Annotated in this window: 14 protein-coding genes; 13 read left to right on the forward strand and 1 reads right to left on the reverse strand. The window is 65.5% G+C overall.

Annotated elements, in window-relative coordinates; genetic code table 11:
- Window positions 1-15: 15 nt before the first annotated feature.
- From DCG74_RS18260 to DCG74_RS18315, 12 genes are all read left to right on the forward strand, one after another.
- Entirely contained in the window at window positions 16-1362 is a 1347-nt protein-coding gene (locus DCG74_RS18260) for a cbb3-type cytochrome c oxidase subunit I (RefSeq protein WP_172784325.1), read from the forward strand.
- A 61-nt stretch (window positions 1363-1423) separates the two neighbouring features.
- On the forward strand, window positions 1424-2230 hold the full coding sequence (locus DCG74_RS18265) for a CbbQ/NirQ/NorQ/GpvN family protein (protein ID WP_172784326.1): 807 nt from the start codon (window positions 1424-1426) through the stop codon (window positions 2228-2230).
- A gap of 9 nt (window positions 2231-2239) precedes the next feature.
- A complete protein-coding gene (locus DCG74_RS18270) occupies window positions 2240-4153 on the forward strand; it encodes a nitric oxide reductase activation protein NorD (protein ID WP_172784327.1) in 1914 nt (637 codons plus the stop codon).
- Window positions 4154-4226: 73 nt separating this feature from the next.
- Window positions 4227-4889, forward strand: a complete 663-nt coding sequence (locus DCG74_RS18275; protein ID WP_172784328.1) for an HAD family hydrolase — start codon at window positions 4227-4229, stop codon at window positions 4887-4889.
- A 6-nt stretch (window positions 4890-4895) separates the two neighbouring features.
- Complete coding sequence (locus DCG74_RS18280; RefSeq protein WP_172784329.1) at window positions 4896-5846, forward strand: sugar-binding transcriptional regulator; 951 nt, start codon at window positions 4896-4898, stop codon at window positions 5844-5846.
- 204 nt (window positions 5847-6050) lie between these two features.
- A complete protein-coding gene (locus DCG74_RS18285; RefSeq protein ID WP_172784330.1) occupies window positions 6051-7361 on the forward strand; it encodes a sugar ABC transporter substrate-binding protein in 1311 nt (436 codons plus the stop codon).
- Between the two features lie 84 nt (window positions 7362-7445).
- The gene (locus DCG74_RS18290; RefSeq protein ID WP_172784331.1) at window positions 7446-8318 is read left to right on the forward strand and encodes a carbohydrate ABC transporter permease; all 873 of its coding nucleotides are present in this window, start codon (window positions 7446-7448) and stop codon (window positions 8316-8318) included.
- Between the two features lie 3 nt (window positions 8319-8321).
- On the forward strand, window positions 8322-9152 hold the full coding sequence (locus DCG74_RS18295) for a carbohydrate ABC transporter permease (protein ID WP_172784332.1): 831 nt from the start codon (window positions 8322-8324) through the stop codon (window positions 9150-9152).
- An 8-nt stretch (window positions 9153-9160) separates the two neighbouring features.
- Window positions 9161-10168, forward strand: a complete 1008-nt coding sequence (locus DCG74_RS18300) for an ABC transporter ATP-binding protein (protein WP_172784333.1) — start codon at window positions 9161-9163, stop codon at window positions 10166-10168.
- Between the two features lie 20 nt (window positions 10169-10188).
- Window positions 10189-10962, forward strand: coding sequence for an SDR family NAD(P)-dependent oxidoreductase (locus DCG74_RS18305; protein WP_172784334.1), 774 nt, complete (start codon window positions 10189-10191; stop codon window positions 10960-10962).
- Between the two features lie 39 nt (window positions 10963-11001).
- The gene (locus DCG74_RS18310; RefSeq protein ID WP_172784335.1) at window positions 11002-12648 is read left to right on the forward strand and encodes an FGGY-family carbohydrate kinase; all 1647 of its coding nucleotides are present in this window, start codon (window positions 11002-11004) and stop codon (window positions 12646-12648) included.
- Between the two features lie 5 nt (window positions 12649-12653).
- Complete coding sequence (locus tag DCG74_RS18315; protein ID WP_172784336.1) at window positions 12654-13589, forward strand: carbohydrate kinase; 936 nt, start codon at window positions 12654-12656, stop codon at window positions 13587-13589.
- Between the two features lie 6 nt (window positions 13590-13595).
- On the opposite strand, the gene DCG74_RS18320 is transcribed toward DCG74_RS18315, so the two are convergent.
- A complete protein-coding gene (locus DCG74_RS18320; RefSeq protein WP_172784337.1) occupies window positions 13596-14483 on the reverse strand; it encodes a LysR family transcriptional regulator in 888 nt (295 codons plus the stop codon).
- A 124-nt stretch (window positions 14484-14607) separates the two neighbouring features.
- On the opposite strand from DCG74_RS18320, the gene DCG74_RS18325 reads away from it, so the two are divergent.
- Window positions 14608-16029 (forward strand): amidase, encoded by a 1422-nt coding sequence (locus tag DCG74_RS18325; RefSeq protein ID WP_172784633.1) that lies wholly within the window; start codon window positions 14608-14610, stop codon window positions 16027-16029.
- Window positions 16030-16033 lie beyond the last annotated feature (4 nt).

Here is a 16033-nt window from a genome sequence, read left to right on the forward strand (position 1 = left end):
CAGAGAGAACCCGAGATGAAATACCAAACCCAGAAAGTCGCGATGCTGTATTTCTACGGCGCGCTGACGCTGTTCCTGGCCCAGGTCCTGTTCGGTCTTGTCGCCGGAACCATCTACGTCCTGCCCAACACGCTGTCGGCCCTCCTGCCGTTCAACATCGTCAGGATGATCCACACCAACGCACTGATCGTGTGGTCGTTGATCGGCTTCATGGGCGCGACCTATTACTTGCTGCCTGAGGAAACCGAGACCGAGCTTTACAGCCCGCTGCTCGCCAAGATCCAGTTCTGGATGTTCTTCGGTGCTGCGGGCGTGGCCGTCGTCGGCTATCTCTTCCACTACCACGAGGGCCGCGAATTCCTCGAGCAACCCTTCATCATCAAGGTCGGCATCGTCGTGGTCTGCCTGATGTTCCTGTTCAACGTCACCATGACAGCGCTGAAGGGCCGCAAGACGACGATCACCAACATCCTGCTGTTCGGACTGTGGGGCGTTGCGATCTTCTTCCTGTTCGCCTTCTACAACCCGGCGAACCTCGCGGTCGACAAGATGTATTGGTGGTACGTCGTGCATCTTTGGGTCGAGGGCGTCTGGGAGCTGATCATGGCCTCCGTGCTCGCCTATCTCATGATCAAGCTCAACGGCATCGATCGCGAGGTGGTGGAGAAGTGGCTCTACGTCATCATTGGGCTGGCGCTGTTCTCGGGCATTCTCGGCACTGGTCATCATTTCTACTGGATCGGCGCGCCCGGCTACTGGCAGTGGATCGGCTCGCTGTTCTCCACGCTGGAGGTCGCGCCGTTCTTCACGATGGTGATCTTCACTGTGCAGATGACCTGGAAGGCCGGCCGCAAGCACCCGAACCGCGCTGCGCTGTTGTGGTCGGTCGGCTGCTCGGTGATGGCATTCCTCGGCGCCGGTGTGTGGGGCTTCCTGCACACGTTGTCCTCGGTGAACTATTACACCCACGGCACGCAGGTCACCGCCGCGCACGGCCATCTCGCCTTCTTCGGTGCCTATGTGATGCTGAACCTGTCCGTGATGGCTTATGCGATCCCGCAGCTCAAGGGACGTGCGCCCTACAACCAGTGGCTCTCCATGGCGAGCTTCTGGATCATGTGCACGGCCATGATGGTGATGACCTTCGCGCTGACCTTCGCTGGCGTGGTCCAGGTTCACCTCCAGCGCGTGCTCGGCCAAGGTTACATGGACGTGCAGGACCAGCTCTCGATGTTCTACTGGGTCCGGCTCGGGTCCGGCGTGTTCGTCGCCATCTCCGCACTGATGTTCGTGTGGGCCGTGCTGGCGCCCGGCCGCGCCAGGCAGCCCGTCATCCCCGGCGCGTTGCAGCCGGCCGAATGAGCGTAAAGGCGGCCGCGGTTCGCCGCGGCCGCCATCTCGATGCGAATTGCGGAGAATGATTATGAAAGCTGCCCTTCACGCCGTTACCGCGCCGGCGCTGCCGGCCTATGTCGCAAGCGGCAATGAATGCGCGCTGTTCGAGCACGCCTGGCGGCACCAGCTGCCGGTGCTGCTGAAGGGACCGACCGGCTGCGGCAAGACGCGCTTCGTTGCGCATATGGCGGCGCGGTTGGGATTGCCGCTGCACACCGTCGCCTGCCACGACGATCTCACCGCGGCCGATCTCACCGGCCGCTATCTACTCAGGGGCGGCGATACGGTGTGGAGTGACGGCCCGTTGACGCGGGCGGTGCGCGAGGGCGGCATCTGCTATCTCGACGAGGTCGTGGAGGCGCGCAAGGATGTCACGGTCGTGCTGCATCCCCTGACTGACGATCGCCGCATCCTGCCTCTGGAGCGCATCGGCGAGGAGCTTGCCGCACCGAACAGCTTCATGCTCGTCGTGTCCTACAATCCCGGTTACCAGACGCTGCTGAAGGCGCTCAAGCCGTCGACGCGCCAGCGCTTCGTCGCCATCGAGTTCGGCTTCTTGGCCCCGGAGCAGGAGATCGCGGTGGTCGCGGCCGAGAGCGAATTGTCGTCGGAGCGCGTGCGGCCGCTGGTCGGGCTGGCTGGCCGGCTGCGCGCGCTGAAGGGGCACGACCTGGAGGAGGGCGTCTCGACCCGGCTCGTGGTCTATTGCGCGACCCTGATCGCGGCCGGCATGCCGCTTGCGGATGCCGTGCTCGCGGGCATGATCGAGCCGCTGACCGACGATGCCGACGTCAAGGCGGCGCTTCTCGACGTCGCGCGCGCGATGATCGGCTGAGGTACGACCATGCTCGATTTCCTCGAACTGGAGGAGACGGTCGGCCGCGCCTGGCACCGCATGGTCGGCGGCACCGCCAGCTATCCGGTTCATGCCGAACATGCGGTTTCCCTTGCAGAAGTGAGGAGCCGCCTCGCGGTAATGTTCCGCGCGCTGGGCGGCGAGGCGGGCGTGCAGATCGCGAGCGCCCGTGCGCGCAAGTCCGGGCACCGGCTCGGTTGGCGGCAACGCATCGGTCTCGGTGACGAGCGCATCGAGCAGCCGGGCCGCGACGCCGCGACCATCTTCCTGCCGGACAGCATCGGGATTTTCGCCGACCGCGTACTCAATGCAAGCCTCTATCGTTGGCTCGCGGCATGGTTCGCGGTTGCGCCGGTCGAGGCGATCGCCGAGACCGATCCGCTCCGGCGCGATCTGCTCGTGCTGCGCCGCGCCGCTGAAACCGCGGTCTTCGTGCTGACCCAGTTTCCCGGGCTTGTCGCCGACTACGCGCAGCTTGCCGCCGCGACCGCAGCGGCGCGGCCCCGGCGTCCCCTGCCGCGCATCGAGCAGGAGATCGAGCAGATCATTCTCGCCCTGCTCGGCGCGGAACCTGCACCAGCAGGGAAACTGTGGTCGGCGATGATGGGGAATGGACCGCTGCCGGGCAAGTCTCCGCCGGGCTATCGTCCGATTCTGCCATGCCCAGTCTGGGGCGATTGCTGGACCCGCGAGCTGTCGCCTACGCATGCGGGAGAGGATGAGTGCGCTGGCAGTGCGGAGGCCGCGAGCGAGGACAATCGCAAGCGCTTTGCCGTCCGCGAGCGCGAGGACGGAGCCAATCGCCGCGATCCCTTCGTGCTCAATCGTTTCGAAAAGATCCTGGCGATGGCCGAGATGGTCAATGTCGATCGCCCCTCGGATGACAGCGAGGACGAGGACGCCCAGAAGGCGGCTGACGATCTCGAGGAGATCACGCTCAGCCGCCGCGGCAAGCCGGCGAGCCGGTTCAAGTTCGATCTCGACCTGCCGCCGGAAGCGCTCGATGCATCGCGGCTGACTGCGGATTTGACCTATCCCGAATGGGACTATCGAGGCCGCTCCTATCTGCCCGATCATTGCCGCGTGCTCGCATCTGCCGCGTCTGAAACCGGTGAAAGCTGGACGCCTGACGAGACCATGCGCCGGCACGTGCGCCAGGTGCGCCGCCGCTTCGGGGTCCTGCGGCCGCGCCATGAATTGATGCGGGCCCAGGCCGACGGACATGACCTCGACCTCGACGCGCTGGTGCGCGCGCGATGCGACCTCCGCGCCGGCAGCAGTAGCGGTCTTGATCGTGTCCACGTTGCGATGCGCCCGCAAGGGCACGATCTCGCCGTCACCCTGCTGGTCGACGTCTCACTCTCCACGGACGCCTGGGTTGATGGTTACCGCGTGCTCGACGTCGAGAAGGAGGCGCTGCTCGTGCTTGCCCACGGCCTATCCGCCTGCGGCGATCACCACAGCATCCTGACCTTCACCTCGCGTCGGCGGTCCTGGGTGCGGCTCGAGACGGTCAAGGCGTTCGGCGAGCCGATGAGCGGCGTGGTCGAGCGCCGCATCGGCGCGCTCAAGCCCGGCTACTACACGCGGATCGGCGCGGCGGTCCGCCATGCCGCCGCCGAGCTTGCACGCCAGCCGCAGCGTAAAAAGCTGCTGCTCGTCCTCACCGACGGCAAGCCGAACGACGTCGATCATTATGAGGGGCGCTTTGCGGTCGAAGACACCAGGAGGTCTGTGCAGGAAGCGCGCCGACTCGGGATGGTGGTGTTCGGCGTGACGATCGACGCGGCGGCGCAATCCTATTTTCCGACGCTGTTCGGGCGCAGCGGCTTTGCGATCGTCGGCAACATTAAGCGATTGCCCGCGGCGCTGCCGGCGATCTACCGGCAGGTGGCGCACTGATGCGGGAACGCCACGGCGCCGTGTTCTCGGCTGAACTATTGCTCATAGCGTGGGTATATGATCGAATGGCCGGATGGACAAGGGCCGGCCAAACCCCGATCTGATCATCTTCGACTGCGACGGCGTGCTCGTCGACAGCGAGCTCTTGAGCTGCCGCTGCCTGTCCGAGGCCTTGGCTGAATTCGGTCTTTTGCTCAGCGAGGAGCAGGCGCTCGAACTGTTTCTCGGACGCAGCACCACGGCGATCGAGCAGCACTATCGCGATCTCAGTCAGGTCGTGCCAGATGGCTTCCTGCCGCGATTGAAGTCGCGTGTGCTGGAGACGTTCGCCGCCTCGCTCGAGCCGATCCCCGGGGTGGAGGCGGTGATCTCGGCGCTGACCGTGCCGTTCTGCGTGGCCTCGTCCAGCGACCTCGATCGCGTGTCGCTCGCGCTCGACGTCACCGGTCTTCGGGGATATTTCGGCGACCGGATCTACACTGCGCAGATGGTCAGGCACGGCAAGCCGGCGCCCGATCTCTTTCTTCATGCCGCCGAGAGCATGCGCACACCGCCCACACGCACGCTGGTGATCGAGGACAGCGTCAGCGGCGTGCAGGCGGGCAAGGCCGCCGGCATGACCGTCTGGGGATTTGTCGGCGGCGGCCATTATCGCAGCCGCGATGGCTGCGCTATATTGTCCGCGGCCGGAGCCGATCGGGTCTTCGCGCGCATGAGCGATTTCTGGGAGATGTGAGCCCGCATGGCCGCCGAGAACGACAAGTCGAGACTCGACGACGCCGCGCGCGCCGGCTGGCTCTATTTCATTGCCGGCCATACCCAGGACGAGATCGCAAAGATGCTCCAGGTCTCGCGCGCCTCGGCGCAGCGGCTGGTCTCGCTGTGCCTCGCCGAGCGGCTCATCACCTTCCGGCTCGAACATCCCATCGCGGCCTGCATGGAGCTGGCGGCGCGTTTGAAGCAACGGTTCGACCTCGTCCATTGCGAGGTGGTGCCGGCAGATCCTGCCGCGCCACAGGCCACGGCGGGCATTGCCGAGCGCTGCGCCAATCTGCTCGATTCCACGCTGCGCTCGGAGACGCCTGTCATCGTCGCGCTCGGGACCGGCCGGGCGGTGCGCGCCGCGGTCGAGCGCGTCACGCCGATCGAGCGGCCCAATCACCAGATCGTCTCGCTGGTCGGCAACATTTCCGCCGACGGCTCGGCGAGCTTCTACGACACCGTCGGCCGGCTCGCCGACCGCACCGGCGCGCGGCACTATCCGATGCCGCTGCCGTTCCTGATGTCGTCGGAGGACGAGCGCAACAGGATGGTGCGCATCGAGCCGATCGCGAAGGTGAAAGCGGTCGCAGCTAAAGCGGATTTGCGCCTCGTCGGCATCGGCCAGATGGACCAGAAGGCGCAGGTGCACGTCGACGGCTTCGTCACCCGCGACGAATTGTTCGAGATGATGCGCCTGGGTGCGATCGGCGAGATCACCGGTTGGGCCTATGATGCCAAGGGCCGCCTGCTCAAGGCCGGCACCAACAAGCGCCTCACCAGCATCCCGCCGGAAGTGCCGGCGAAAACCACGACGATCGGCGCAGCGGTCGGGGCGGCCAAAGTGGCGGCGATCGCGGCGGCACTGAACGGCGGCCTGATCAACGGCCTGATCACCGACGAAGCGACGGCAAGGGCGATTCTGGAGCGGTAGGGCGGTTCGCGCGGAGGTGTAGCAAGCCGCGGCGTTCGTTCCCAACAATGCCGTCGCTTCCGCCTCGGTCCTTCCACCCTCCCGCACTGCAGCACTCATAAGTTGCGCAAACACCCGCGCGCGTGCTTGACAACTGACGCGCCCCCGTTGAACATACGCCCAACGCGTGGGCATATGCTCAAAACGAATTGAGGGGAGGTCACCGTGAAACATGTCCTGGGCGCCGTCTGCGGCGCGTCTGTCCTGCTGGCCGTCCCTGCGATGGCCGAAACGACCCTGACCATCGCCACCGTCAACAATGGCGACATGATCCGCATGCAGGGGTTGACGGGCGAGTTCACCAAGAAGAACCCCGACATCACCGTGAAGTGGGTGACGCTGGAGGAGAACGTGCTGCGCCAGCGCGTCACCACCGACATCGCCACCAAGGGCGGCCAGTTCGACGTGCTCACCATCGGCACCTACGAGGTGCCGATCTGGGCCAAGAAGGGCTGGCTGGTGCCGCTCGCCAATCTCGGTGCCGATTACGACGTCGCCGACCTTCTGCCCAAGATCAAGGACGCGGTCTCCGCCGACGGCAAGCTCTACGCCGCGCCATTCTACGGCGAGAGCTCGATGGTGATGTACCGCACCGATCTGTTCGAGAAGGCCGGCCTGAAGATGCCGGAAAAGCCGAGCTGGGACTTCGTGATCGACGCCGCCAAGAAGCTGACGGACAAGAGTGCCGGCACCTACGGCATCTGCCTGCGCGGCAAGGCGGGCTGGGGCGAGAACATGGCGTTCCTCTCGGCGATGGCCAATTCCTACGGCGCGCGCTGGTTCGACGAGAACTGGCAGCCCCAGTTCAATACGCCGGAATGGAAGACGACGCTCACGACCTACGTGAACCTGATGAAGGAAGCCGGCCCTCCCGGCGCGAGCTCCAACGGCTTCAACGAGAATCTGGCGCTGTTCAACGCCGGAAAATGCGCGATGTGGATCGACGCCACGGTCGCGGCGTCCTTCGTCACCAACCCGAAGGATTCCAAGGTTGCCGACAAGGTCGGCTTCGCGCTCGCGCCCAACACCGGCCTCGGCAAGAACGCCAACTGGTTGTGGGCCTGGAATCTCGCAATCCCGGCCGGCTCCAAGAAGACGGAAGCTGCCGAGAAGTTCATCGCCTGGGCGACCAGCAAGGACTACACCAAGCTGGTGGCGTCGAAGGAGGGCTGGGCCAACGTGCCGCCGGGTACGCGCACCTCGCTCTACCAGAACGATGAGTACCTGAAGGTCGCGCCGTTCGCGAAACTGACGCTGGCCTCGATCGACGCCGCCGATCCCAACAAGCCGACGGTGAAGCCCGTTCCTTACGTCGGCGTGCAATACGCCGCGATCCCTGAATTCCAGGGCATCGGCACGCAAGTGGGCCAGCAGTTCTCGGCGGCGCTTGCAGGATCGATGACCGTCGATGCAGCGCTCACGGCTGCGCAGTCTGCTACCGAGCGCGAGATGAAGCGCGCCGGCTACATCAAGTGAACCCGAGCTCTCCCTGAGCTCAAACTTGCGGCCATCCATCCTTGCTGGATGGCCGTCTTCTTCCTCCGAGCGGAGCGCCAAGAAATGGCAACCCGGCAGACGCAGTTTCTTGCGCGGTCGCTCCTGACCCCCGCCGTCGGGCTGCTGTTCATCTGGATGATCGTCCCGCTGGCGCTGACGATCTATTTCTCGACGCTGCACTACAGCCTGCTCGATCCCGGTTCGGAATCGTTCGTCGGCCTCGAAAACTTCCGCTACTTCCTCACCGATCCCGCTTTTCTGGCCTCGCTCCAAAACACGCTGGTGCTGGTCGGCTCGGTGCTGGCGCTGACGATCCTGCTCGGCATTCCGCTGGCGCTGCTGATGGACCAACCCGTGATCGGCCGCAATTTCGTCCGGCTGATGGTGATTGCGCCGTTCTTCGTGATGCCGACGGTGAGCGCGCTGGTCTGGAAGAACCTGTTGATGCATCCGGTGTCCGGGCTGTTCGCCTGGCTCGCCTCGCTGTTCGGCCTGACGCCGATCGATTGGTTCAACGACGTGCCGCTGTTTGCGGTGATCCTGATCGTGACCTGGCAATGGCTGCCGTTCGCGACGCTGATCCTGCTGACGGCGCTGCAATCGCTCGACGAGGAGCAAAAGGAGGCCGCCGAGATGGACGGCGCGAGCGCCATCTCAACCTTCATCTACATCACGCTGCCGCACCTGGCGCGTCCCATCACCGTGGTGATCCTGATCGAGACCATCTTCCTGCTCACGGTGTTCGCCGAGATCTTCGTCACCACGGGCGGCGGGCCCGGCCTGCAGACCACCAACATCGCCTTCCTGATCTATTCGCAGGCGCTGATCCAGTTCGACGTCGGCAGCGCCTCCGCGGGCGGTCTCGTCGCGGTGGTGATCGCCAACGTCGTCGCCTTCTTCCTCGTCCGCATCGTCGGCCGCAATCTGGAGGCTTGAAGCATGGCGCGGATGGCGACGAGACAACGGGTGGTCATCTCGACGATCGGAGCGTGGCTGTTCGGCTTCCTGATCTTCTTTCCGATCCTGTGGATGGGGTTGGCGAGCTTCAAGACCGAGCTCGAGGCCTTCGCGATCCCGCCATCCTTCCTGTTCTTCCACTGGACCACGGAAAACTACGCGACGGTGCAGGAGCGCAGCGATTATCTGCACCACGCGATGAACTCGATCATCATCGCCGGCGGCTCGACGCTCATTGCGCTGTTGATCGCCATTCCCGCGGCCTGGTCGATGGCGTTTTCGCCGACCAAGCGCACCAAGGACGTCCTGCTCTGGATGCTCTCGACCAAGATGATGCCGCCGGTCGGCGTGCTGGTGCCGATCTACCTGATTTACAAGAGCTTCGGCCTGCTCGATTCCCGCATCGGCCTCGTCTTCATCCTGTGTCTCGGCAACTTGCCGATCGTCATCTGGATGCTCTTCACCTATTTCAAGGAGATCCCGCGCGACATTCTCGAAGCCGCGCGCATGGACGGCGCCACGATCGGCCGCGAGCTCGTCTACGTGCTGACGCCGATGGCGATTCCGGGGCTGGCGTCCACGCTGCTGCTCAATCTGATCCTGGCCTGGAACGAGGCGTTCTGGACGCTGAACCTGTCGACTTCGAGCGCTGCGCCGCTGACCACGTTCATCGCATCCTATTCCAGCCCCGAAGGGCTGTTCTGGGCAAAGCTGTCGGCGGCCTCGACGCTGGCGATCGCGCCCATTCTCGTCCTCGGTTGGTTCAGCCAGAAGCAACTCGTGCGCGGGCTCACCTTCGGTGCGGTGAAGTAGAGGGGATCATGGGTCAGATCACACTTCAGGGCGTGCAAAAGTCCTTCGGCCCCGTGCACATCATCAAGGGCGCCGACCTCGACATTGCCGACGGCTCCTTCGTCGTGTTCGTCGGTCCCTCCGGCTGCGGCAAGACCACGCTGCTGAGGCTGATCGCGGGGCTCGAGGACGTCAGCGGCGGCAAGATCCTGATCGACGGCAAGAACGTCGTCGATACGCCGCCCGCCAAGCGCGGGCTGTCGATGGTGTTCCAGTCCTACGCGCTCTATCCGCATATGAGCGTGCGCGGCAATATCGGCTTCGGCCTGAAGATGGCGGGCTTGCGGAAGGACGAGATCAACCGCAAGGTCGAGGCGGCCGCCGCGACCCTGAACCTCACGCCCTACCTCGACCGCAAGCCACGCGAGCTCTCCGGCGGCCAGCGCCAGCGCGTCGCGATCGGCCGCGCCATCGTCCGAGAGCCAAAGGCATTCCTGTTCGATGAGCCGCTCTCCAACCTCGACGCCGCGTTGCGCGTGCAGATGCGCATCGAGGTGACGCGGCTGCAGAAGCAGCTCGGCACCACCGCGATCTACGTCACCCACGACCAGGTCGAGGCCATGACCATGGCCGACAAGATCGTCGTGCTCAACGGCGGCAAGATCGAGCAATATGGCTCGCCGCTGGAGCTCTATGAACGGCCCGCCAATCTCTTCGTCGCCGGCTTCATCGGCTCGCCCAAGATGAACTTCGTCACCGGCGAGCCCGCCTTGCAGAAGGGGGCAGCGACGATCGGCGTCCGGCCGGAGCATCTGAAGATCGAGCGCGACGGCGGCGGAGGCTGGCAGGGCACCATTGCGGTCGCCGAGCATCTCGGCAGTGACACCTTCCTCTACGTCGATGCCGGCGCGCTCGGCATGCTGACGGCGCGCTACGTCGGCGAATTGAGCCTGCATGCCGGCGACCGGGTGTCGCTAATGCCGGACCCAGCGCGCATCCACCGCTTCGACGAGAGCGGGAACGCTCTTCGGGGCTGACAAGAAACGGAAAGACGATCATGTATCTGGAAAAGTTCAGGCTGAGCGGCAAGACCGCGTTCATCACCGGCGGCGGGCAGGGCATTGGCCTCGCCTGCGCGGAGGCGCTGGCGGAGGCCGGCGCGAAGGTCATCATCGGCGACCGCGACGGCAAGGTCGCCGATAGCGCAAAAGCCAGCCTGAAGGCGAAGGGCTATGACACCGAGACCGCAATCATGGACGTCACCGACACCAAACGCGTGGCCGAGGTGGCAAATGATCTCGTCGCCCGCCATGGCAAGGTCGACATCCTCGTCAACAATGCCGGCATCGCGCGCAGCGAGACGCCGGCCGAGACCGTCACCGACGAGCACTGGCTCAACGTCATCGACGTCAATCTCAACGGCACCTTCTGGTGCTGCCGCGAGTTCGGCAAGCACATGCTCAAGGCGAAGAGCGGCGCCATCGTCAATGTCGGCTCGATGAGCGGCTTCATCGTCAATAAGCCGCAGGAGCAGTGCTTCTACAACGCCTCCAAGGCCGCGGTGCACCATCTGACCAAGTCGCTGGCCGCCGAATGGGGCGCGCGCGGCATCCGCGTCAATGCGGTGGCCCCGACCTATATCGAGACGCCGCTCAACGCCTTCGTGAAGAGCAATCCGAAGATGTACGACGCCTGGATCGGTGGAACCCCGATGGCGCGGATGGGGCAGGTCGAGGAGATCGCCTCCGTCGTCCTGTTCCTCTCATCCGAGGCCGCGAGCCTGATGACCGGCAGCATCGTGCTGGTGGATGGCGGCTACACTTGCTGGTAGGCTTACGTCAAAACGGACGGAAAGCGACCGGGAGCGACAATGCCGCGAGCGTATATCGGCGTCGACGTGGGGACCACGAGCACGCGTGCAGGGGTGTTTGACGAGGCCGGCACACTGCTCGCGACGGCCCGGCATCCGATCAGGATCTGGCACGAGGCCGGCGATATCGTCGAGCAGTCGTCAGAGGACATCTGGAAGGCCTGCGTCAAATCGGTGCGGGCGGCGATGGCGGAAGCTGCCGTCGCCCCCGACAGCATTGGCGGCATCGGTTTCGACGCCACCTGTTCCCTCGTGGCGCTCGATCCGCAAGGCGAGCCGCTCACCGTCAGTGCGTCCGGCGAGGCGCAGCGCAACGTCATCGTCTGGATGGATCACCGCGCCACGGCCGAGGCGCGGCTGATCAACGAGACCGAGGACGCCGTGCTGCGCTATGTCGGCGGCTCGATCTCGCCGGAGATGGAGATGCCGAAGCTGCTCTGGCTGAAGCGGCATCTGCGCGCGAGTTTCAATGCCGCCGGTCACTTCTTCGATCTGGCAGACTATCTGACCTGGCGCGCGACCGGGGCGCTGCAGCGCTCGACCTGCACCGTCACCTGCAAATGGAACTATCTCGCCCATGACGGCGGCGGCTGGAGCGCGCCGTTCTTCAAGCGCATTGGCCTGTCGGACTTCGTCACCGAACAATACGCGCGCATCGGCACCGAGATCGTTGCGCCCGGTACGCGCCTCGGCGCCGGGCTCACGCCGGCAGCAGCAGTCGAGCTCGGCCTCGCTCCGGGCATCCCGGTCGGCGCCTCCCTGATCGACGCCCATGCCGGCGGCATCGGCGCGATCGGCGGCCGCGACGGATCGGGGGGCGCGAGCGATGTCAGCGACCGTCTCGCCTACATCATGGGAACGTCGGCCTGCATCATGGCGACGACGAAGGAGCCGTGCTTCGTGCCGGGCGTGTGGGGCCCCTATTATTCCGGCATGGTGCCGGAGTTCTGGCTCAACGAAGGCGGGCAGTCCGCCGCGGGCGCTGCGATCGATCATCTCCTCAAGTCGCATCCTGGCCATGGCGAGGCGAGCGCGGCGGCGCGCAGTGAGGGCCTCGATCTCATCGATTTCCTCGAGCGCCGCATCATCGCGCGCGCCGGCGATGCCAGCGGCGCCGCGCTGCTGGCGCGCGACGTCCACGTGCTCCCGGAATTCATCGGCAATCGCTCGCCTTATGCCGACCCTGACACGCGCGCGGTGATCGCGGGCCTCGATCTCGACACCGACATCGCCTCGATGGAACGGCTGTTCGTTGCCGGTCTCTGCGGTCTTGCCTATGGTCTCGCCGAGGTGATCGAGGCGTTTGCCGCGCATGGGGTCCGCTCCAGCATCATGATCATGGGCGGCGGCGCCAGCCGCAGCCCGCTAGTTCGCCAAATCATGGCGGATACCACCGGCCTCACGGTTGCGTTGCCGCAAACGAAAGAGCCGGTCCTGCTGGGCGCCGCGATGCTCGGGGCGGTCGCCGGCGGCGCCTATGCCTCGATCGGCGAGACCATGGCAAAAATGTCGGCGCTGGGGCGCAAGAGCGAGCCGACCGCGCCCGACATGGCCGCATTTCACACCCGCAAGCGCGAGGTCTACAAGCTGCTGCGCGAGGTCGATCGCGGCAGCCGCGCGGCGATGAGCAGTGTCGCGAGAGGTTGAAAGACATGCTGATTGCCTGCGGCGATGCGCTGATCGATTTCGTGCCGACGCGAAACGTCGACGGACGCGAGGCCGTGATGCCCGCGGTCGGCGGCTCCTGCCTGAATGTCGCGATCGGCATGGCGCGGCTGGGTGCGCCGACCGGCTTTGTCGGCGGCATCTCGACCGACCTGTTCGGGCGCATGATCGCCGACCATGCCACCGCATCGAACGTCGCGCTCGATCTCGCCACCCGCAGCGACCACCAGACCACGCTCGCCTTTGTCCGTATTGTCGCAGGCGAATCGCACTACGCCTTCTACGACGCCGAGACCGCGACCCGGAGCTGGACGTACCGCCGCGGCACAGTTCCTTTCGACACGATTGAAGCTCTCCATATCGGCTCGACCACGCTGGTCAACGACCTTGGTGCGGCCGAGACCAAGGCGCTGATTGCGGACGCGCGGGCGTCGACCACGATCTCCTTCGATCCGAACTGCCGACCGAACCTCGTCAAGGACAAGCCCGCGTATCTCGCTAGCATGGCCGAGTTCGCCGGAAGCGCCGATCTCATCAAGATGTCGGACGTCGATTTCGCCTATCTGTTCGGCGAGGAGCCTTGTCAGCAGCGCGCGAACACATTGCTGGCGCAGGGCACGAGCCTTGTCGTCATCACCCGCGGCAACAACGGCGCCATCGCCTGGCATGCGCGAGCAGGCCAGATTGAAGTCGCTGCGCCCAAGGTCGAGGTGGCCGACACGATTGGCGCTGGCGACAGCTTTCAGGCGGCGCTGCTGTTCGCCCTGTACAAGCAGGGCCGCATCACCCGGCCGCGATTGAAGGACATCGGCGCGGACGAGCTCCGCCGTGCGCTGTCCTTTGCGGCCAATTGTGCCGGCCTGACCTGCACGCGTCCGGGTGCCGATCCGCCCTGGAGCCACGAGATCCATTGGAGCTGGTAGTCCGCGTCACATCCGCGCGACGGCCTTCTCGGCACATTTCAGGAAGGTTCCGATCAGTGGACTTTGCGAGTCCCGCCGCCAACAGACTGCAACGTCGAGGGAGTCGGCGACGTCACGCAGGGGTCTGAACACGACTCCGCGTGGCGCGCCGAGCTGTGCGCAGGCCGGCAGGATGGCGAGACCTTCACCGGCCAGGACCAGGCTCATCGCCGAATGCACCGTCTCCACCCGGCTGGCGATCGGCATCACCACTTGGTGCCGACGCAACAAGGGGACGACCGCCGAGGAGGCGGGTCCATGGTCCGGATGCGGCAGTGCGATCAGCGGACAGCCCTGCAGCCGGGCCATCGGCACGGAGCTCAAGCGGGCGAGGGGCGAGCGGATCGGCATGGCGAGCTTGAAAGGCTGTGCCCCGATTTTTGCCACCTGGATCTCGGGATGATTGATTGCGGGCATGCACAGCGCGACCGTGACGCTGCGGTCGAGCACGCGGGCCTCGCGCGTCGAGGCGCTGAGTTCGGCGAAGCTGAGGTCGACGCCGGGAACCGCGCGGCGCAATTCGGGGATGAGCCGCGGCAGCATCGCATTCGCCAGCACGAACATGTAGCCCACCGACAACCGGCCGCGCCGTCCCGAAGCAACCGCGCGCGCGGCTTCGGCGCCGTCGGCCGCCAGCGCCAGCGCTTCGCTGGCGCGCGCCAGCAACGCCTGGCCCGCCTCGGTCAGATCCATGCCTCGGGTGCCGCGGCGGAACAGCGGCGCGCCGATCTCGGCCTCGAGCTTGCGGATCTGGACCGAGAGCGGCGGCTGCGCCATCCGGAGCCGCTCGGCGGCCTTGCCGATGCTGCGCGCCTCGGCGACGGCGACGAAATAGCGGAGCCGGCGAAGATCCATTGGCATACCGAGAGCGTATGGGTTGGCCACAAAAATCGTATTGGACGGCGAGTTAACAAAACTGTCATTCTCGCTGTCAATGTCTTCGGGCCAATGGCGGCCCGCTTCGGAGCGTGATGTGACGATGAACGGCGATCCCTGTCTGTTGTCCGCAACCGAGCTGCGCGGTCTCATTGCGGCAAGGCGGATATCGCCGGTCGAGCTCACCCGCGCCGTACTTGCCCGCGCCGAGGCGCGCCAGCCCGAATTGAATTGCTTCATCACTCTGTGCGGTGACGAGGCGATCGCAGCGGCGCGCGACGCCGAGCGCAAGGTGATGGCGGGCGAACCGCTCGGCCTACTGCACGGCCTCCCCGTCACCGTCAAGGACATCGTCAACACCAAGGGCGTCAAGACCACCTTTGGCGCTGTTCCCTACAAGAACAATGTGCCGACCGAGGATGCCGTCGCCGTCGCACGGTTGCGCAGCGCAGGCGCGATCCTGATCGGCAAGACCACGACGCCTGAGTTCGGCAGCAAGTGCCTCACCGATTCACCTTTGTTCGGTCGGACCCGCAATGCGTGGGACGCCTGCCGTTCCTCCGGCGGCTCCAGCGGTGGCGCGGCGGTCGCTGTCGCCAGCGGCATCGCTCCGCTGGCGATTGCTACCGACGGCGGCGGCTCGACGCGCATTCCGGCGGCCTGCAACGGCGTGGTGGGTCTGAAGCAGAGCAACGGCGTGATCCCGCACAGCCAGGCCCTCGACGTCTTCGGCAACCAGACCTATGTCACGCCGACCACCCGTACCGTCGCCGACACCGCGTTGATGATGCAGGCGATGGCGGGCGAAGATCCTATCGATCCCTGGTCGATCGGCGTGCCCGTGCCTGACTTCATCGGCATCGCCGCACCGCGCGGCGATTTGCGCGGGATAAGGATTCTGTACTGCCTGACGCCGCCGGGCCGTCCGGTCTCCGCCGAAGTCGCCGCCAGTTTCAAGGCGAGCCTCGACCGGCTGGCCGGATTAGGGGCCGAGCTCGAGGAATTCTCCGGCGAGGGCTTCGACATCGAGCCGATCTGGCGCGCCATCAACCACACCGTCTGGCGCACGCGCTTTGCCAAGCTTGCGGCCGAGCATGGGGGCGAGCTGAGCGAGGCTTTTCTCAAGCAGCTCGCGCTCGCCAGCGAAGTCAGCGGCGTCGATTATCAGGAGGCGATGTTCGCGCGCACCGCGTTGTTCCGCCGCGTGCAATCGCTGCTTGCGCGCGGTCACCTCCTGGCGATGCCGACCCTGTCGCGCACCGCGTTGCCGATCAAGCAGGACCTGTTCGGCAGCATCGAGATCGATGGCAGGCACTACGACAGCGTCCGGCCGCATTGGTTCCCCTGGACCATGCCGTTCAACATGACCGGCCATCCCGCGATCAGCCTTCCCTCGGGCTTTGCCCGCGACGGGCTGCCGATCGGGCTTCAGCTGGTCGGCCGCTTCCGGGCCGACGCGGAATTGCTGCGCGTGAGCGCACTGTTCGAGGCGTCAAGCGATCTTCTGTCCCGCTGGCCGGCTTGAGGAG

This window comes from Bradyrhizobium sp. WBAH42 (genome assembly GCF_024585265.1).
Taxonomy (GTDB): Bacteria; Pseudomonadota; Alphaproteobacteria; order Rhizobiales; family Xanthobacteraceae; genus Bradyrhizobium.